An 18,921-nucleotide genomic window follows, 5' to 3' on the forward strand; every position below is an offset into this window, starting at 1 on the left:
ACCATGGCAATCACCCAAGAAGATCTGCAGCTGACGCTGGATACGCTGCAACCGGCAACGTCCGGTTCCGGCACGGCCTCGAACCGGCTCTGCGTCGTAATTAGCGACGTCCATTTCACCGACGGCACGGTCGGCACCCAAAGCGCCGAAGAAACAGTCTGGGCCGATTTTTTCTCCGACCTGGCCGACACCTGCGAAAACCAGCACATCGACCAATTGACGCTGATATTGGACGGCGATGTCGTGGATATGATCCGCACCTCGGTTTGGGCCAAAGCCGGAGTTTACCCGTGGCAACGCAGCAAGCCGGAATTCAAGGAATGCCTGCATAAGATCATGGACGGGATTCTGCTTCTGCACGACCGGCCACCGGCAAAAGGCGAGCATTCAGGCGGTTTTTTCTACCACCTGAAAGCTCTTCCCAAGCAATTGCTCGAGGCCCAAAAAACCAAACGCAAGCTCAATACCAGTGCCGATACCACGCCTACGACGGTGGAAGTGCTGGTATTGCTCGGCAACCACGACAAGGAAATATTCGCCGATCCCGATATTCTGAAGCGGTTTTACGAAGACTGTCTGGGGCAGCCGCTTGGCGAACTCACACCGGCATACCGGGCCTGGATCGGCAACATGTACTTCGGCGACCCCGAGCGCTTTACCGCAGCCGACAGCGTGCCGTGGCTGCCGTTTTACTGGGGTGACACCGATTTGCGACTGTTCGTCACTCACGGCCAGTGGCGCGACCGGGCCAATTGTCTAGCCATCGCCGCCACCGACAGCCTGCCGGGTTGGAACACCCAGGACGGATGGGCAGCAAAAACCTGGCAAAAGCTGAATTACCGGCCGTTCACCGAAGCCTGTTTCGGCGATACCGTGGCGGCCGGCGTATTATCCACCTTTATCTGGCGCAGCAAGGATGAGCTGGAGAAAGCATTCAAAACGCCCGCGGCAGCCCCGCCCGATCTGGCCCGCATCATCCGGATTTTGGACGAGTTGGACCTGTACCGACCCAGTTCGGCCGCAGTAAGCCGGATACTGCACGAAACCAGCCGTTCGTCGACCGACGCCAGGATTCGCGACATCATCGAAAACCAGCTGTTCCGCGCCTTGAAGGACTGGCTGAATTGGGACTATACCCTGGCCAGCGCTCCGAGCTCGCAACGCCTGGGTTTGACGCTGGCCAGATACTGGTTGAAATTCACCGAATCCTTCCTGATGTACCGCATTCAATTGCAGTTCGTGCGTGGCGTCCTGAAAGTGCTGGACTGGCTGGAACGAATCCGGCCTAGCTCGGTGTACAGCGAGGACGGCGCCAGTTTGAAAAACTTGCTGGCCTTTCCGACCTTTCAAGAAGCACTATTGCAACAGGGCTTCCAAATCCACGGCGAGGGGCATACCCATATCCCGCTGCAAGCCGAGGCCGACATCGACAGCCCGACCCGCAAGAACTTCACCTACGTCAATTTCGGCGCCTGGCGCGACCAAATCGTCGACAAGGAAAACGGTGGTTACCGCCGGCGCGGCATCGGCCGTTCGCTTTACGTGTTGAATCTGCAAAAACAGGCGGAATACCGTTATTTTGTCCGCGATAACCTCAACTGGAGCGACCAAATGGACAAACTCGACTAATGTAAGCCTGTTTATCCGACACAGACCGGCCGCAGTTCAAGGCTGCCCGGCCGGCCTGTGTTAGAATCGGGCCGATGCATGAATTAGAAACCTTCAAGCTGATCGAACGGATCAGCGCCATACTGCGTTCGGAAGAACGCCGAAAATACGCAACCATCGGCTTACAACCGGTCCACGGCCAGGTTCTGGAATATTTGGCACGCTGCAACCGCTACAGCAATACGCATACGGCGGTTGCCGAATATCTGGGCCTGACCAAGGGCACCGTGTCGCAGAGCATCCAAATTCTGGAACGCAAACAGTATTTGGAAAAGTCGGTCGACACGCTGGACGGCCGTATCTTCCATTTAAGCCTGACTGCCAGCGGCAAACGCTTGGTCGACGAATTGAAGCCGCTGGACATCTTCAAGCAAGCCGAATCGCGTATCAGCCGCCAGGAAGTGGACAGTGTGGGCGAGGCCTTGCAAAATGCGCTAGGCTTATTGCAAAAAGTCAACCAATCCAAAAGTTTCGGTTTATGCCGTTCCTGCCATTATTTCCGAGTGGAACAGCACCATTACCAGTGCGGCTTGACCGAACAACCGCTAGACCGGGATGATACCGACAAGATTTGCCGAGACCATTTACCGACACCCAACCCCTTTATTGACCACGAGTGATGACCATGTTCGATCCCAAAGCCATTGATAATTTAGCCGAGCGCATCGCCGGCGCAATTCCGCCCGGCCTGACCAACCTGAAGGACGATGTCGAAAAAAACGTCCACGCCTTGCTGCAAAGCGGCTTGGCAAAACTGGATCTGGTCAGCCGCGAAGAATTCGAAGTACAAAAGGCCGTGTTGGCGAAAACCCGCGCCCGCCTGGAAGAGCTGGAACAACGCATCGCCGAACTGGAACAGCGCCTGTCGCCAGAATAAGCGATGTCGCTGGCCGTGGTTTACAGCCGGGGCCGGTCCGGCATCGACGCGCCGTTGGTAACGGTGGAGGTCCACGTCAGCAACGGTTTGCCGGCGCTGAACATCGTCGGCTTGCCGGAAACCGCGGTGAAGGAAAGCAAGGATCGGGTACGCGGCGCGATCGTCAACTCGCATTTCGAATTTCCGATCCAACGCATCACCGTCAATCTGGCGCCGGCCGACCTGCCCAAAGAGGGCGGCCGCTTCGATTTGGCTATCGCCTTGGGGATTTTGGCCGCGTCCGGCCAGATCCCGAAGAATTCGTTGGCCGAATACGAGTGCATCGGCGAATTGTCGCTGGGTGGCGAGCTACGGCCGATACCCGGCGCCTTGCCAGTGGCGATTCATTGCCGCGACGCGCACAGGCAACTGATTCTGCCAGTTGGCTGCGTTGCCGAGGCGAGTTTAATCAAAGACGCCGGCTTATTGCCGGCCGCACATTTGCTGGAAGTTTGCGCGCATTTGAGCGGACACAAACCAATCGAACCGCCCGCCCCGAGCACAATCAGCACCGCCGCGGCCTTTGTAGTCGACTTCGCCGACGTTCACGGCCAGTACCACGTCAAACGGGCGTTGGAAATCGCGGCCAGCGGTCAACATAATCTGCTGATGCTCGGCCCGCCAGGCACCGGCAAATCGATGCTGGCAGCGCGGCTGCCGACCATTCTGCCGGAACTGACCGAACAACAAGCCCAGGAAACCGCCGCGCTCGCCTCGATCAGCGACCATGGTCTGGACATCGGCCGCTGGCGGCAACCGCCGTTTCGGGCACCGCATCATACCGCGTCGGCCGCAGCCCTGGTCGGCGGCGGCAGCAACCCCAAACCCGGCGAAATTTCGCTATCGCATAACGGCGCGCTGTTTTTGGACGAACTGCCCGAATTCGACCGCAAAGTGCTGGAAGTGTTGCGCGAACCGCTGGAAACCGGCCATATCACGATATCCCGCGCCAATCGCCAAGCCGATTTTCCGGCCCGATTCCAACTGATTGCGGCGATGAACCCGTGCCCGTGCGGCTATCTGGGGGACGCTTCCGGCCGCTGCCGCTGCACCTCGGAGCAAGTCGCCCGCTACCGGGCGCGAGTCTCCGGGCCGTTGCTGGACCGGATCGACATGCACCTGGAAGTGCCGCGAGTCTCGCTGGAAATGTTGCGCAAAGGCGCGGCGGAAGGCGAGGAACGCAGCGAAACCATCCGCCGCCGGGTAGTCGCGGCCCGGCAAATCGCTGATGCCCGCAGCGGTAAACCCAACGCGGCACTGACCGCTGCCGAAGTCAAAGTCGTATGCAAACTGACGGACGCCGGCCACCAATTGCTGGAGCAGGCCATGGAGAAATTCGGCTTGTCGCATCGCGCCTACCATCGCATCCTGAAACTGGCCCGCACTATCGCCGACATGGCCGACGCAAAGACAATCGAAATCCCCCACCTCAGCGAAGCGATCGGCTACCGTAAACTGGACCGCAACCGCTAGCGCTTCAATCCTTCAACAATTGGTCGCGAATCGGTAACTCGCGGATGCGCTGGCCGGTGGCGGCGAAAATCGCATTGCACAAGGCCGGCGCGATCGGCGGCACGCCGGGTTCGCCGACGCCACCGAGCGGCGCGTCGTATTCCGCCGACGGCAGCAAATGCACCCGAATTTCGCGCGGGGCATCGTCGATCCGGGTCAATTGGTAGGTATGAAAATTATCCTGCACTACCGCACCGTCCTTGAAGCTGATCTCGCCCAGCGTCGCCAAGCTGACGCCCATGATGCAGGCCCCCTCCAATTGCGAGCGAATCCGTTCCGGATTGACTTGCGGCCCGCAATCCACGGCGATATCGACCCGCGGAATGCTGAGTTTGCCGCCGACATCGACGGCAACGTCAACCACCACCGCCACGTAGGTAACGAAGCTGTAATGCGCCGCCAGCCCCAAACCGCGGCCGGCTTGAGCCGGCCGGCCCCAGCCGGACTCGCGGCTTGCGGTTTCGATCACCCGCCGCAAACGCCCGGTATCCAGCGGATACAAAACCGGTGATTCGCCCTGGTTCCACATGTCTTTCAGGTCGCGCGGATCGATCCGGCGATCCGGACCGAGCAGTTCCAGCAGAAAATCGCGGTGGTCGCGTCCGGCCGCGGCGGCCAGTTCGGCGACGAAGGATTGAATCGCGAACGCGCGCGGAATATTCGACACCGAACGAAACCAGCCGATCCGGGTATGCGCGGCGGCCGGCGGATTTTCGATCCGCAAGTTCGGAATCGCGAACGGGTTATTGATAACGCCCATGCCCAGTTCCACCGGCATCTGCTGTTTGCTGTCGGGACCGAAGGTCGACGAGATCGACGGCGCCGCGGTGCGGTGCAGCCAAGCCACCGGCTTGCCGGCGGCATCCAGGCCGGCCTCCAGCCGCTCCAGCGACACGGTATGGAAATAGGAATGGCGCAGATCGTCTTCGCGAGTCCAAGTCATCTTCACCGGCTTGCCGCGCATTGCCTTGGACAACAAAGCCGCTTCGATCACGTAGTCCGGTTTGGACTTGCGGCCGAATCCGCCGCCGAGCAGCGTGACGTGCACCGTGACTTTCGCCACCGGCAACTTCAACCATTTGGCGACGCGCTCGCGAGTCAGTTGCGGCGCTTGGGTGCAGGTCCAGACTTCGCAGGCGCCGTTGGCGATACGCACCGTCGCGGCCGGCGGCTCCATCGGCGCCTGCGCCAGATGCGGCGCGTAATATTCGGCTTCCAGGCGTTTGGCCGCATTTTGCAACGCTATATCGACGTCGCCCTCGTTCCGCACCACTTTGCCCGGCGCCCGCACCGCTGCCTCCAATTCGGCCTTGTAAGCGGCGGAATCGTAGCCGGCGTGCGGCCCGTGGTCCCATTCGATCTTCAAGGCCTTACGGCCCTGGATCGCCGCCCAGGTATTGCGCGCAATCACCGCAACGCCGCCCAGCGGATTGAAATCGGCCGGCAACGGACTGCTCGGCAATTCCACGACTTTAACCACACCGGGGACTTTCATGGCCGCGCTGGCGTCGTAGCTCACCACTTTACCGCCCAGCACCGGCGGCCGCGCGGCAACGGCATACAGCATATCTTTCAAATGAATATCGATACCGTATTGCGCCGCGCCGGACACGATGTCCCGACCGTCGTACAAACCTTGCTTGCCCTTGCCGATGTAACGAAACTGGTCGGCAGTTTTCAAGCGCAGGCTATCGCGCGCCGGTACCGGCAATTTCGCGGCAGCTTTGGCCAATGCGCCGTAATCCAGGGTGCGGCCGGTCGGTATATGCAAAACGGCGTGGCGCTCGGCCCGCACTTCGCTGATCGCCACCCGCCAATGTCGGGCCGCTGCGGTTTCCAGCATCTGCCGAGCGGCGGCGCCAACCCGGCGCATCGGCTGAAAAAAGTGGCGGGTGCTGCGCGAGCCGTCGGTATCCTGGTTGCCGAAGCGCACCTCGTCGCCGGGCGCTTGCACCACCTTGACCCGCTCCCAATCGGCTTCCATTTCGTCGGCGACCACCATCGGCAGACTGGTGCGCACCCCCTGACCCATTTCCGAGCGGTGGCAGACGATGGTCACGGCGCCGTCGGCGGCAATCGCGACGAATACCAAAGGATTATCGACCCAGCCATGCGGCATCGCCTCGGCGCCGAACTTTTCGGCTTGCGCCGGTGCGGCGGTTTCGTCGGCTTGCAAAAGCTGCGGCACCCCGGCCGCCAACACCAAGCCGGTCAAGGCTAAATCCTTCAAAAACTCGCGGCGGCTGATGTTGGCAATTTCAAAGCCATCGATGTCGGCCGGGCTGACGCCGGAAGTCTCAAGATCCTGAGCCAAACGGTTCATGGCTGCACCTCCGCTTTAGCAGCGACCTGTTTGATCGCGGCCCTGATTCTAGGGTAGGTACCGCAACGGCAGATATTGCCGCTCATGGCTTTGTCGATGTCGGCATCGTCGGGCTGCGGCTTTTGCTTCAGCAACGCAGTCGCGGCCATGATCTGGCCCGATTGGCAATAACCGCATTGCGGCACGCATAAATCCAGCCAGGCATCCTGCACCTTCTTACCGACGGCGTCCTGAGCTATGGCCTCTATGGTAACGATGGCTTTGCCCTCTGCGGCCGAAATCGGCGTCACGCAAGCGCGGATCGGCTGGCCGTCCATATGTACAGTACAAGCTCCGCACATGGCGATACCGCAACCGAACTTGGTGCCGGTCAAGCCCAATTCGTCGCGTAACAGCCACAATAGCGGCGTGTCGGGCGGCAAATGGGTTTTTCGGCTTTTGCCGTTGATGTTGAGTATGGTCATCTGGCACTCCCCTGGGTTCGTTGGACGCGGTAAGAACGTGGCTACACCGGAATTGGCCGAGGATGTTACACGCCGGCTTGCGACCGGTAAAGGTCGGCGGATCAGGCCGGTGCTATGGCCCGACTCAGCGGCAAGCCGCTACCGCCGCGACGAAGCGCGACCATTTCGCTGACGATGGACAAGGCGATCTCTTCCGGCGATTTCGCCGCCAAATCCAGGCCGGCCGGCGCTCTGACTGCGGCTAATGTAGTCTGAGAGAAGCCCTCGCCAGCCAGTCGATCCAGCACCAATTTCGCCCTTTTCCGGCTGGAAACCAGCGCGATGTAACAGGCTTGGGAATGCAAAGCCTGGCTCAGCGCATCGTAATCGCCTTTATGGTGGGTTGCGATCACAACGAAATCGCCAGAACCGGGCTGAAGTTGGCGGTAGCGGACATCATCATCGATCAGCCTGGTCGCAGCCGGGAAGCGGTCGGCGCAAGCTTGCGGGTCGTCGACGATCACGTCGAAGCCAAGCCGATGGGCAAATTCGCACACCGCCTCGACGATGCGGCCGTGGCCCAGTAACCAAAGCTGCGGCTTGGGCAGCACCGGCTCCACGTACACCCGCATCGCGCCGCCGCAAGGCATGCCGGCGCCGAATATTTCATCGTTCAAATCAATATCGATCACGCACGGCTCTCCCGTTTTCAGACACTCCAACGCGGCGCGAGCCACCATGGACTGCGCGCAGCCGCCGCCAACCCAACCGGCCAAGACCTTGCCGTCGTGATCCAACAACGCCTTCGCCGCCGGCTTTGCCGATGACGAACCCAGAATTTCGGTAACGGTGGCCAAAACGTAAGGCTGGCGTTGTTTGCGCAACGAAAGTTGCAAGTCGAGTATGTCGGGAATCACGCGGTTTTTTATAGTTGGATAAGATCGGTCGGCGTATCGATATCGCGCAGAATACCGGGATCGGCGACTTCGACCAATTGCAATTGCGCCCGGTAGCGCTCGATTATGCTCTTCGCCCCGTTATCGCCATGCAAAGCGAGCAAATCGGCGGCCAAATGCCGGGCAAATCCGACCGGATGGCCGCGCCGGCCTTGTCGGCAGGGAGCAGCGATTGCCGCGCCGTTTCGCAACGCGTCCACTACCGAAGCAACGGTTTGCGGCGCAATCCACGGCATGTCCGCTAAAGCGACCAGCCAGGCATCGGCATCGGCGCTGGCCGCAACCCCGCAAGCCAAACTGGCGCCCATGCCGCTATCGGCTTCTGCGCAGACCACAACCCGAGCTCCAGCTGCTTTCAGCGCCTCGGCGACAACATCGGCCCCTGGACGCACCACGGCTAACACCCGATCCACGGCTTGACCTAAATTACGACACGCTTGCTCGGCAACGGCTGAGCCGTTGGGAAGGGTATAACTGAGTTTATCGCCGCCGAAGCGTCGGCTCGCTCCCGCCGCCAGTAGTATTCCGGTAATTTGCGCCATCCGCCGTTTAAGGTCGAGTCGAATCACATGCCATTCGCGGCACCTTAGCATTGGTCAGACAGGCAAGCAATAATTCGGCTGGCTAGTGCAGTTGGCTCACCGCCTCTGCAAATTCTTCAGGGCAAAAAAAAGGCGTATCACCGAAACGATACGCCCTGCTTTTCGATGCCGGCTAACGCTTACAATTTGTCAGCATTTTTGCTCAGATATTCAGCCACACCCGCTGGGTTGGCATTCATACCGGCGTCGCCTTTGTTCCAACCGGCCGGGCAGACTTCGCCGTGCTCTTCGTGGAATTGCAGCGCGTCGACCATGCGCAGCATCTCGTCGAAATTACGGCCCAGCGGCAGATCGTTAACCACTTGGTGACGTACTACGCCGGCCTTGTCGATCAGGAAGCTACCGCGATAAGCCACGCCGATGGCGGATTCGACATCGTAGTCTTGTGCGATCGTATGTTTCAGGTCGGCCGCCAGGGTATAACGGACCGGGCCGATACCGCCTTGGTTGACCGGAGTGTTACGCCAGGCGTTGTGGGTGAAATGCGAATCGATGGAAACGCCGATGACTTCGACGCCGCGGCTTTTGAATTCGTCGATACGGTGATCCAAAGCGATCAATTCGCTAGGGCAAACGAAAGTGAAGTCCAGCGGATAGAAGAAAAGTACCGCATACTTGCCACGAGTTGCTTCAGAAAAGCTGAAAGAATCAACAATTTGGCCATCGCCCAACACCGCAGGAACTGTAAAATCAGGGGCTTGCTTACCTACTAAAACGCTCATCGAATTTCTCCATATTTATTTATAAAACAGAAGGTTAAGACCTTTTTTCCGCCTCTGCGAGAAGGCTGAACCCTATTCTACACTAAAATAGTTGGTAATCGGCCAATAATCCCATCAAATTCCGCTTGCAAGACAGTAAATTTCGCGCTAACGTGTAATCCACGGCTTACATAAATAACAGACGGTCTGCGTACATTGTTATTCACCATTATGCGGGCTGTTGTCAAACACCTGGTTTACAACGTATGGCAAAAGTAAAACACATCACTGAACCCGACGCATTCGGCTTTCAAGTCCGCATCGTCCGCCGCGGCAAAGAGAGCAGCCGTTATTTTTCTCACAAATTGTGGGGCAGCAAAACCAAGTCACTGAAGGCCGCCATCACTTGGCGCGACCAGATGCTGGTGGTGCTGAAAGGCAGTAAGACCCGTTTCTTGAAACCGCCGAAAAATAAAACAACCACCGGCGTGACCGGCGTTTCCAGAACAATCAAATTCGACCATCGGAAGGACAAAAGCTATCTTTGTTACACGGTGTTCTGGGTCAAAGACAGCAAATCCCGCAACAAAACCTTCCAGGTAGGCAATGTCGAAACGGTCACTGCAGACGACGAATTGCATGCCTTCAGAACCGCTCGCCTGTTCCGTAGCTGCTACGAACACGCCATCGACCACGATGCGCAATTCGACGACAGCAAATTCGCCAACTGGAAAAAATTGCGGCTCTACGAAAACGAGATGCTGAACGCGGTCAACTGACCAAACTTGCGAGATCGGATCAGCCGATGCGCATGTCGATGCGCATCGATAAATCCACCGCTTTGATATTTTTGGTCAGTGCGCCGATCGAAATAAAATCGACTCCGGTCTCAGCGACACTACGGATATTTTGCAGCGTGATATTGCCGGAAGCTTCCAATTCGACTTGGCCTTGATTGCGACTGACCGCCGCCACCAGTTCCGCCACGCTAAAGTTGTCCAGCATGACCCTATCGGGCCTTGCCGCCAAAGCCTGCTCAAGCTCGTCCAGATTTTCCACCTCAACCTCTACCGGCACGCTTGCCTGACTCCTGGCTTCACGCACCGCTTCCGCTATGGACCCGGCGGCCAAAATGTGGTTCTCCTTGATCAAAATGGCATCGAACAAGCCGATCCGGTGATTGAAACAGCCACCACACTGGACCGCGTATTTTTGCGCCAGCCGCAAGCCGGGCAAGGTTTTGCGCGTATCCAACACTTTACAGCCGGTGCCGGCCACCGCATTGGCATATTCGCGGGCGACGCTGGCTGTGGCGGACAGGGTTTGCAGTAAATTCAGCGCAGTACGTTCTCCAGTCAACAGAGCTCTCGCCGGACCGCTCAGGCGGCACAGTACCGTATCGGCGGCCACCCAATCGCCGTCGCTAACCACCCATTCGATCATCAACTGCGGGCTAAGCCGTTCGAACACGGCATCGAACCAAGCGCTACCGCATAACACCATGTTCTCGCGAGTGACAACTGTCGCGCTGGCTTGTATCGCTTCGGGAATGATATTGGCGGTCAAATCGCCATCACCGATATCTTCGGCTAAAAAGCGGTCAATTTCTGCGGGATCAGGTTGCATGCCGTATCGAATTGTCTGAAACAAAACGGACATTATAAACAAAGCCGTGACCGAGGTTCGGCCTGGCGCTGTACAATGCCGCGATTGCCTGAGCGAGATCGATGAAAATTCAAGACCATTACCTGGACCAAGCCCACCAAGTCCCATCGCCGAACTGCGACGACAGGCCTGATGCGCAAGACATCTCGCTACTGGTCATTCATTGCATCAGCTTGCCGCCGGAACAATTCGGCGGCCCCTATATCGATCAATTGTTCTGCAACCAGCTGGACCCCGACAGCGATCCTTATTTCCAGGCAATTTACCAACTGCAGGTGTCCGCTCACTTGCTGATCCGTCGCGACGGCAGCATCCGGCAATATGTGCCCTTCAACCGCCGCGCCTGGCATGCCGGAGTTTCGAATTATCAAGGCCGCGAACGGTGTAACGATTTCTCTATCGGTATCGAGCTGGAAGGCTCGGTAACCCAACCTTACACCGACGCGCAGTACATACAATTAGCCAAAGCAGTCAAAACCTTACTGGCAACCTACCCTGGCTTATCAGCGCAAAGAATTGCCGGCCACAGCGACATTGCCCCGCTACGCAAGGCCGACCCCGGCCCATTGTTCGACTGGCAACGTTTTTACGATTTACTGAACTGACGCAATAGCCGAGTCGCTGCCGAAACAGCTAGTCGGAGGGCGGTGCCAAATGCACCGATTTCATGATGTCCAGCAATTCCTGGTACTGGGTTTGTAACGGCCCCAACTCGGCTTCCAATTGGGCGATACTTTCCGCCAAACCGCCTTTGGATTCGTTAATTTTGCGCAGCATGATCAACCGACTTTCGATCTGCTTTTTGTGGTCTTTGATCTGGTGCATCAACGGCGACAATACGCTGTTGCTCCAGGTTACGGCGTCGCGTTGCGCCTGCTGCAATATGTTGCGGGCTTTGGCGATCAGCGTGCTGTAAAGCTTGTTTACCACGACGCTCTGCTCAGTCATCGTCGTTCGGGCGCTATTGCGAAACGCCTCGCCTTCCTCGAAAATCTGCTCCAATTCAAATTGATGCTGTTTGATCGAAAACAGCTGCGGCTCGATTTCCTTGAAACCGTATTCGTCCTGGAATTTCTTGTGAATTGCCTTGATCAGGCGCCGGGTCTCCTCGGTTAAATCCACCGAATCCTGCAATAAGTCGCGCAACTCGTCGAACAACTTGCGCATGTTCTGTTTCATGCCGTAGGTAGTCAGGCTTTTGCTCATATCCTCTTTGGTACGGCGAATGATATCGTCGATTTTCTCTTTTGCGAACGAATCGATCAGCATTTTCGCCTGCACGGCAAACACTTTGCGACTGGCCTGAAAGTTCTCGATATTCGCCATATAAGTGTTTTGCCGATCGCGGGTTTCCGCCATCAACTTGCCGGTCAACTCCTGATTTTCGAAATCGACCTGCTTGAATTCTTCCAACTGCTTCTGGGCGTGATTGATCTTGGCATCCATCAGCTTCACCGATTCGCTGATCAAGAAACCGATCTCTTTGTCCACAACACCTTTCAGGATATCGCGACGCTGATTCAAAATGTCTTCGGAAAGGTAGTTCTCCAATTGCCGCAGCCGGCTTTTTTCCAACAAGGCTTCGTCGCCTTTGACTTTTGCCAGCAATGCCTGCTTGGCGGACACCGGGAAAATTACGTCTTTTTCCAGGTTTAGAATCGTCGCCGAGGTTTCGATCTGCTTCTGGATCGCGGCTTCGTAACCGGTTTCTCCGGCCAAGTCGTCCCACATCGAATCGATTTTATTCATCACCACCGCTAAGCCCTGGCGACGGTTACCGCGGGAACTGCAAACGTGGCTCTTCCACATTTCCAAATCGCTTTTGGTCACGCCGGTATCGGCCGCCAACACGAAAACGATAGCCTGGGCGCTGGGCAACATGCTCAGGGTCAACTCCGGCTCGGTACCCAATGCGTTAAGGCCCGGGGTATCCAGAATACACAATCCCTCCTTCAGCAGCGGATGCGGAAAGCTGATCATCGCGTGACGCCAGCACGGGACTTCCACGGCTTCCGGGTTGATGATGCCCTGTTCGGCGGCTTCGCGTTCGTTCCAGAGCCCGAGCTTATCGGCCATATCCTTGGACACTTTTTTGGTCGCAATCAACTCACGGAAGGCTTCTTGCATCTGGGTTGGCGAGTCGCAATTCAAATCGATTTGGGTCCACCGATCCGGGTTACGCTTATAGTCCATCAGCGAAATGTCTTCCAAACGGCTTTCAATATTCAACAACCGGATGTAACTGCCGCCTTTCTCATCCCAAAACAATTCGGTGGGCGACATCGTCGTGCGTCCCGGCGAGGACGGCAGCAGGCGTACGCCGGTTTCGGCGAAGAACAGCGAGTTGATCAATTCGGTTTTACCGCGGGAAAACTCGGCGACAAACGCCAGCGTCACACGGTCGTTATGCAAGCCCTGCAAAATATTCAGCAACGTATCGGTGCTTTGCGGGTCGTTAAACCGATACCGATTGCGCCAGTCGCGATACATCTCGATGCCTTGAATCAGTTGTTCACGCCAATGCGTGTATTCGTGCAACTGTTCTTTAAATTCCAGAGTTCTCATTGCTCGCCTTTGTGCTGACTGTACTCGATGTAAGGGCTAATAATAACGGCTAAGTGTAGACCAATAATCCACAAGCATTTCGCCGGTAACTCGCGTCGCGGCTCAAATTCCGTATTGTTGGCGGTAAGCGCGAATCACCGGCAATTTCCCGGCAAATGCCGGCTCTTGATTAATAAACTCGATGATGTCCGCCAAACCGATAATTGCCAGCACCGGAATATCGAATTGAGCCGAGACTTCCTGCACTGCCGACAACTCGTTCTGGCCTTTTTCCTGGCGGTCCAACGCGATAACCACGCCGGCCACGGTGGCGCCGGCCGCACGAATAATATCTACCGATTCCCGCACCGAAGTCCCGGCGGTAATCACGTCGTCCAGAATCCAGACCTTGCCTTGCAGTGGTGCACCGACCAGGGTGCCGCCCTCGCCATGGTCTTTGGCTTCTTTGCGGTTAAAGGCAAACGGAATGTCCGCTTTTAACCGGGAATAAGCGATCGACGTCGTGCTGACCAATGGGATGCCCTTATACGCCGGGCCGTACAGCACATCGACTTCGACCCCGGCGTTAATCAAGGTTTGCGCGTAAAATTGGCCCAACTTATCGAGTTGGGCGCCGGTATTGAATAAACCGGTATTAAAAAAATAAGGACTGATCCGCCCCGACTTTAATTGAAATTCGCCGAATTTCAGTACACCGCACGCCAAAGCGTACTGAATAAACTGTTTCTGGTAATCGAGCATGGTAGGAATATTACGAGTTAGTGGCATTGTTGCCCGGGCCTTGAATTCCGTTCGGGCTGAGCATGTCAAGTTAGAACGGCCTTGGGCTTAGAACTGCTCAGCCCGAACGGGATACTAGTAACAAAAGATCCGGGCTACCAATTATAACCGCGCCCCTCTAATCGATAAATTTTTCTAGGACCAAATCCAACAGATCCCAACCTCGCTCGGTACAGGCGTATTGGTTTTCTTGTCGACTCAAAAGGCCTTGCTGCAGACATAGCGACAATCCAGGCTGTAAGCTGACTACCGTTAATCCGGTGGCTGCGCGAAAGTGCACCAAATCGAAACCGGCTTTCAAGCGCAATTGATTCATCAAGAACTCCAGTGGCAATTGGCCGACCGCTATCGGCTCCGCGATTGCCGTCCAATCGCGGCGCAAATACTGCTCCGGACTCCTTGGTTTGACGGTACGTACGATATCGTCCGGCAAACGGCGACTGATTTTGCCGTGGGCGCCGGCGCCAATCCCCAAGTAATCGCCGAATTGCCAATAGTTTTTATTGTGGCGGGATTGCCGTCCAACCTGGGCGTAAGCCGAAACTTCGTACTGTTGAAAACCGTGATCTGCTAATAAGCTCTGGCAACGCTTCTGCGCGGCGAATATCTCGTCGCCGTCCGGCAATTGCGGCGGAAATTTGTGGAAGTAGGTATTGGGCTCCAACGTCAACTGATAAAATGAAATATGCGTCGGCGCCAGATTGATCGCGGTTTGCACATCAGCCAGCATCTGGTCGGAACTTTGTTCCGGCAAACCGAACATCAGATCCAGATTGAAATTGTCGAACCCTGCCTGAATCGCAATCTCCGATGCCGCCATGGCTTCCGCGGAGGAGTGCACCCTTCCCAGAACTTGCAAGTGACGGTCAGAAAAAGTTTGGATGCCCACAGATAAGCGGTTGATGCCCAAAGCGCGGAATTCGGCAAATTTGGCGCTCTCGAAGGTTCCCGGATTGGCTTCGAGCGTGATCTCGCAATCGGCGGTCAGCCCTGCCAGCTGTCTTATCCCGGCGAACAAGCGGTTGAGCGCGTCCGGCGAAAACAAGCTGGGTGTACCTCCGCCCATAAAAATACTTGCGATTTCGCGCGGCGTTGCCAGCAAATTCAAATCCGCTTGTAAGTCGGCCAGCAAGGCATCGACGTAAAGCTGTTCAGGGATTGGTTGCTTGACGGCGTGGGAATTGAAGTCGCAATAAGGGCATTTGCGGATGCACCACGGAAAATGAATGTACAGACCTAAGGGTAGCAAAGGTGTATGCCCTACCAAACCCCGGTATTCGCCATAGAGACCCAGGGCTCTTGCGGGGGCAACGCGGCGCCTTTTTGCAGCAACTCGATGGAAATCTGGTCCGGCGAACGAATGAAGGCCATAAAGCCATCCCGCGGTGGGCGGTTGATGGTGACACCTTGATCCGCCAGCTTTTGGCAGCTTGCGTAGATGTCGTCGACTTCGAATGCCAGATGGCCGAAATTGCGGCCACCGGTGTAATCCTCAGCATCCCAGTTATAGGTCAATTCCAACAGTGGAGCACCGTTGGCGCCGCCGCTCTCCCGATCTAACGGCGCAGCCAAATACACTAAAGTAAACCGGCCTGACTCGTTATCCAGCCGCCGAATTTCCGTCAAACCCAGCTTATTGCAATAAAAATCCAGCGATTCGGCAAGGTCTCGCACCCTCACCATAGTGTGTAAATAACGCATGCTTACGATCCCGGCAATAAAACGGCAATTATGACCGAGACGGAAACGAAATTTGTATTTTTTGAACGGATTTACTTGCCGTATTGCTCGATCAGGCCGGCAATCGCTTGCAACGGCACTTCTTGCTGCACAGCGCCCAACTTCACCGCTTCTCTGGGCATGCCGTAGACCACGCAGGTTTTTTCATCCTGGCCTGCTGTGCGGGCTCCGGCCGAGTGCATTTCTTTCAAACCCCGCGCGCCGTCGTCCCCCATACCGGTCATAATGATTCCAAACGCATTTTTACCGGCCCATTTCGCTACCGAACGAAACAACACATCCACCGACGGCCGATGCCGATTGACCAACGGCCCGTCCTGGACTTCGACCACGTATTGGGCACCACTACGCAATATCGACATATGTTTACCGCCCGGTGCAATCAAGGCCCGCCCCGGTATTACCCGGTCGCCGCTGACGGCTTCTTTGACTTCAATTTCGCAAATACTGTTAAGTCGGGCGGCAAAGGCGCCGGTAAACTTCTCCGGCATATGCTGTACGATCACAATTCCCGGCGCGATCCGGGACAACTGAGTCAAAACCACTTCCAAAGCCTGGGTTCCGCCGGTCGACGTGCCGATTGCAACCAGCCGGTCGGTAGTGGCAGCCATCGCCGAGGCATGCCCGACGCCTCCCGTTCCGGTTGCGGCCGAGTCCATGGTTTTCACCGGCTTCGCGTGAGAGGCCATCGTCATTGCTTTCATGCGCCGCATATCGGTCATTGCCGCGGCTTTCACGGCGTGAACGATATCACCGCAGTCATCCTCCAAAAACGACTTCAAGCCGGCTTTCGGTTTGGTCACGATACCGGTAGCGCCCGCGGACAGCGCTTGCATCGTCGTCTCGGCACCTTTTTCAGTCAACGTCGAGCAAATTACCACCGGCGTCGGCCTAACCGACATAATCTTTTTCAGGAAGGTAATACCGTCCATTCGCGGCATTTCCACATCCAGCACAACCACATCAGGCCAGTCCTGATTCATTTTTGCCATCGCAAAAATCGGGTCGGATACCGAACCGATGACATCGATATCGGCCGACTTACTTAGAATTTGCGTCAACACTTGGCGCACAACCGCCGAATCGTCGACGATCAGCACTCTGATTTTCTTCTCGCTCATATTCTCACTCGCTCAAGCCCCTTTCGAAACGTGCTTCATCCAGACATGGCCGCTCCACAAATCGAAAATCACATTGCGGTGACCAGTTCCGCCCAAGTGCTCCGCTTTGATCTTAAAGCCATGATGTGCCAGCAATTCCCTAGCGGCTATCACATTGTTATCGGAAACGCTGAGCCGGTTAGGCTTGGCTTGTCCGGGGAACTGGTCCCCTCCGCCGAACACTTTTACTTCGTAATCCTTTGGCGAAGTTTTGGACTTCCGCAACTCATGCATAAACATCAATACCGCTTCATCTGCGTAACGCCCGTCCAACTCGTTGGACCGTTGCTGGCGCCGGCTTCCCGGCAACATAAAATGGCACATGCCGCCGATATGCAATGCGGGGTGCCACAATGTGATTGCAACGCAAGAACCCAAAACCGTGCGAATTCTGGTCTCCCTGTCGCCGAAATACAGCTCCCCCGGTTGTAAAAAAATCTCCAGAAAAAATTCCGGCTTGCTCATGCCTCTCCTAAAATCAAGCTTCTACCGGCTTGCGGTAGATGGATGGCGTCACTATCTGCAAATCGGTTTTCATCCCGTTCAACGATTCGGAGTGGCTGACGTAAAAGTAACCACCCGGCAACAAATATTTGGTAATTCGCTCAAGCAAACGTTGTTTGGTTTCCATATCGAAGTAAATCATGACATTACGTAGAAAAATCACGTCGAACATCTCCATCTTGGGCAAGTTTCCAATCAAATTGGCATAGATAAATTTGACATGCTTGCGCAAAGCCGGATCGATCAAAAAATATCCGTCGAACTCGCCGGTACCTTTCAAACAATATTTTTTAAGCAACGATGGCGGAATCTTTTCCGAGCCGTGAGTTGGATACAATCCCCGCCTGGCCTTCTCCAAAATCCGGTTGGAAATGTCGGTCCCGACGATTTCCCATGGCCCTAGCCGGGCATGATCGGCCAACAACATCGCCAAGGTGTAAGCTTCCTCACCGCTCGAGCTGGCCGCACTCCAGACTCTGAACGTCCTGCTAGGCGAATGATTCGGCAGAATATGCTGAGTCAAATATTCGAAATGTTTGGGCTCACGAAAAAAATATGTTTCGTTCGTGGTCAACAAATCGATCGCCATCGTCGTTTCGTTTTCGAATCCTGGCCGGCCGAACAAACGAAAATATTCGGTATAGCTGGTCAAGCCATGATGGCGCAGGCGTTTTTCCAAACGCCCAACCACCATCGCCTGCTTATTGTCGTTGAGCACAATTCCCGCGCGCTTGTATAAAAAATCCTTGATCCAGACAAACTCATGTTGTTGCAAGACAGGAGCCGACCCGGATTGATGACTAATGGCCGCCATTGCGTCCTCCCTAATCGGCTATTCCTTCCTGAGCAAACCCGGAAACCGTCTGCCCCAGTGCGGCCATTTCATCCACCGATAGCACTTTGTTAACGTTCAACAAAATTACGAAACTGCTATCGCACTTTGCCATGCCATTAATGAAATCCGGCCGGATACCGGCGCCGAAACTTGGCGGTGGCTCGATATCCTGATTGCCGATATCCACCACCTCGTTGACCGCGTCGACGATGATGCCGATATCCTGGCTATGCTCGTCTTCCTGGTCGCTCGTTGCCGTCTCGACGATCACGATACCGGTACGCTTGGCAATTTGAGTTGCACCTTTGCCGAATCGGGCCAACAAGTCGATTACCGGCACCACGCTACCGCGCAGATTGATCACGCCGCGTACAAAAGACGGCATCATCGGTACTTCGGTCAGTTGGCCGTAATCGATAATTTCCTTGATATTCAAAATCCCCAGCGCATAAACCTCGCCGCCAAGGACAAATGTCAAATACTGGCCTGCAGTAGCTACGGACTCTACTGCCACCGGCAGTTGGCTTGATGTTGTCGCGATTGCACCCATG

General features: G+C 56.1%; 20 protein-coding genes. 6 read left to right on the plus strand and 14 right to left on the minus strand.

All coding sequences use genetic code 11. The annotated features are described in order from the left end of the window. Positions 1–3: 3 nt before the first annotated feature. The 4 genes from PL263_RS13360 to PL263_RS13375 all read left to right on the plus strand — a co-directional run bounded on the left by PL263_RS13360 (position 4) and on the right by PL263_RS13375 (position 4,057). Positions 4–1,629 (plus strand): hypothetical protein, encoded by a 1,626-nt coding sequence (locus PL263_RS13360; protein ID WP_278209820.1) that lies wholly within the window; start codon positions 4–6, stop codon positions 1,627–1,629. A 74-nt stretch (positions 1,630–1,703) separates the two neighbouring features. Further along, positions 1,704–2,288 carry a MarR family winged helix-turn-helix transcriptional regulator gene (locus tag PL263_RS13365; RefSeq protein ID WP_140914117.1) on the plus strand — a complete coding sequence of 195 codons (585 nt, stop codon included), beginning with the start codon at positions 1,704–1,706 and terminating at the stop codon, positions 2,286–2,288. Between the two features lie 5 nt (positions 2,289–2,293). Beyond that, on the plus strand, positions 2,294–2,545 hold the full coding sequence (locus PL263_RS13370) for an accessory factor UbiK family protein (protein ID WP_140914118.1): 252 nt from the start codon (positions 2,294–2,296) through the stop codon (positions 2,543–2,545). 3 nt (positions 2,546–2,548) lie between these two features. Then, complete coding sequence (locus tag PL263_RS13375; RefSeq protein WP_278209821.1) at positions 2,549–4,057, plus strand: YifB family Mg chelatase-like AAA ATPase; 1,509 nt, start codon at positions 2,549–2,551, stop codon at positions 4,055–4,057. A 4-nt stretch (positions 4,058–4,061) separates the two neighbouring features. Here the strand turns inward: PL263_RS13375 and PL263_RS13380 are convergent, their stop codons facing one another. From PL263_RS13380 to PL263_RS13400, 5 genes are all read right to left on the minus strand, one after another. Beyond that, entirely contained in the window at positions 4,062–6,419 is a 2,358-nt protein-coding gene (locus PL263_RS13380; protein WP_278209822.1) for a xanthine dehydrogenase family protein molybdopterin-binding subunit, read from the minus strand. After that, on the minus strand, positions 6,416–6,883 hold the full coding sequence (locus PL263_RS13385; protein WP_278209823.1) for a (2Fe-2S)-binding protein: 468 nt from the start codon (positions 6,881–6,883) through the stop codon (positions 6,416–6,418). The genes PL263_RS13380 and PL263_RS13385 overlap by 4 nt, the downstream gene beginning before the upstream one ends. Positions 6,884–6,984: 101 nt before the next feature. Further along, complete coding sequence (locus tag PL263_RS13390) at positions 6,985–7,779, minus strand: XdhC family protein (RefSeq protein ID WP_278209824.1); 795 nt, start codon at positions 7,777–7,779, stop codon at positions 6,985–6,987. 8 nt (positions 7,780–7,787) lie between these two features. Further along, positions 7,788–8,360, minus strand: coding sequence for a nucleotidyltransferase family protein (locus tag PL263_RS13395; protein ID WP_278209825.1), 573 nt, complete (start codon positions 8,358–8,360; stop codon positions 7,788–7,790). A 179-nt stretch (positions 8,361–8,539) separates the two neighbouring features. Beyond that, positions 8,540–9,142 (minus strand): peroxiredoxin C, encoded by a 603-nt coding sequence (locus PL263_RS13400; protein WP_278209826.1) that lies wholly within the window; start codon positions 9,140–9,142, stop codon positions 8,540–8,542. 245 nt (positions 9,143–9,387) lie between these two features. On the opposite strand from PL263_RS13400, the gene PL263_RS13405 reads away from it, so the two are divergent. Next, positions 9,388–9,900, plus strand: a complete 513-nt coding sequence (locus tag PL263_RS13405; protein ID WP_140914124.1) for a hypothetical protein — start codon at positions 9,388–9,390, stop codon at positions 9,898–9,900. A 19-nt stretch (positions 9,901–9,919) separates the two neighbouring features. Here the strand turns inward: PL263_RS13405 and nadC are convergent, their stop codons facing one another. Then, on the minus strand, positions 9,920–10,747 hold the full coding sequence (gene nadC, locus PL263_RS13410; protein ID WP_278209827.1) for a carboxylating nicotinate-nucleotide diphosphorylase: 828 nt from the start codon (positions 10,745–10,747) through the stop codon (positions 9,920–9,922). A gap of 101 nt (positions 10,748–10,848) precedes the next feature. Here nadC and ampD point away from each other — a divergent pair, with 101 nt between their 5' ends. Beyond that, positions 10,849–11,391, plus strand: coding sequence for a 1,6-anhydro-N-acetylmuramyl-L-alanine amidase AmpD (gene ampD, locus PL263_RS13415; RefSeq protein WP_140914126.1), 543 nt, complete (start codon positions 10,849–10,851; stop codon positions 11,389–11,391). 28 nt (positions 11,392–11,419) lie between these two features. On the opposite strand, the gene PL263_RS13420 is transcribed toward ampD, so the two are convergent. The 8 genes from PL263_RS13420 to PL263_RS13455 form a co-directional block, all read right to left on the minus strand. Beyond that, positions 11,420–13,351: a dynamin family protein gene (locus tag PL263_RS13420; protein ID WP_278209828.1), complete on the minus strand. Its 1,932-nt coding sequence runs from the start codon at positions 13,349–13,351 to the stop codon at positions 11,420–11,422. A gap of 102 nt (positions 13,352–13,453) precedes the next feature. After that, entirely contained in the window at positions 13,454–14,092 is a 639-nt protein-coding gene (gene pyrE / locus PL263_RS13425; protein WP_140914139.1) for an orotate phosphoribosyltransferase, read from the minus strand. Positions 14,093–14,249: 157 nt separating this feature from the next. Further along, entirely contained in the window at positions 14,250–15,380 is a 1,131-nt protein-coding gene (gene hemW / locus PL263_RS13430; protein ID WP_278209829.1) for a radical SAM family heme chaperone HemW, read from the minus strand. 11 nt (positions 15,381–15,391) lie between these two features. Next, on the minus strand, positions 15,392–15,832 hold the full coding sequence (locus PL263_RS13435) for a VOC family protein (RefSeq protein WP_278209830.1): 441 nt from the start codon (positions 15,830–15,832) through the stop codon (positions 15,392–15,394). 71 nt (positions 15,833–15,903) lie between these two features. Continuing rightward, positions 15,904–16,992, minus strand: coding sequence for a chemotaxis response regulator protein-glutamate methylesterase (locus PL263_RS13440; protein ID WP_278209831.1), 1,089 nt, complete (start codon positions 16,990–16,992; stop codon positions 15,904–15,906). Positions 16,993–17,004: 12 nt separating this feature from the next. Further along, on the minus strand, positions 17,005–17,496 hold the full coding sequence (locus PL263_RS13445) for a chemotaxis protein CheD (RefSeq protein WP_186289678.1): 492 nt from the start codon (positions 17,494–17,496) through the stop codon (positions 17,005–17,007). Positions 17,497–17,509: 13 nt separating this feature from the next. Then, complete coding sequence (locus tag PL263_RS13450; protein ID WP_140914130.1) at positions 17,510–18,349, minus strand: protein-glutamate O-methyltransferase CheR; 840 nt, start codon at positions 18,347–18,349, stop codon at positions 17,510–17,512. Between the two features lie 10 nt (positions 18,350–18,359). Then, positions 18,360–18,920, minus strand: a complete 561-nt coding sequence (locus PL263_RS13455) for a chemotaxis protein CheW (RefSeq protein WP_140914131.1) — start codon at positions 18,918–18,920, stop codon at positions 18,360–18,362. Between the last annotated feature and the right edge of the window lies 1 nt (position 18,921).

It is taken from the genome of Methylomonas sp. EFPC3 (genome assembly GCF_029643245.1).
Lineage (GTDB): Bacteria > Pseudomonadota > Gammaproteobacteria > Methylococcales > Methylomonadaceae > Methylomonas > Methylomonas koyamae_B.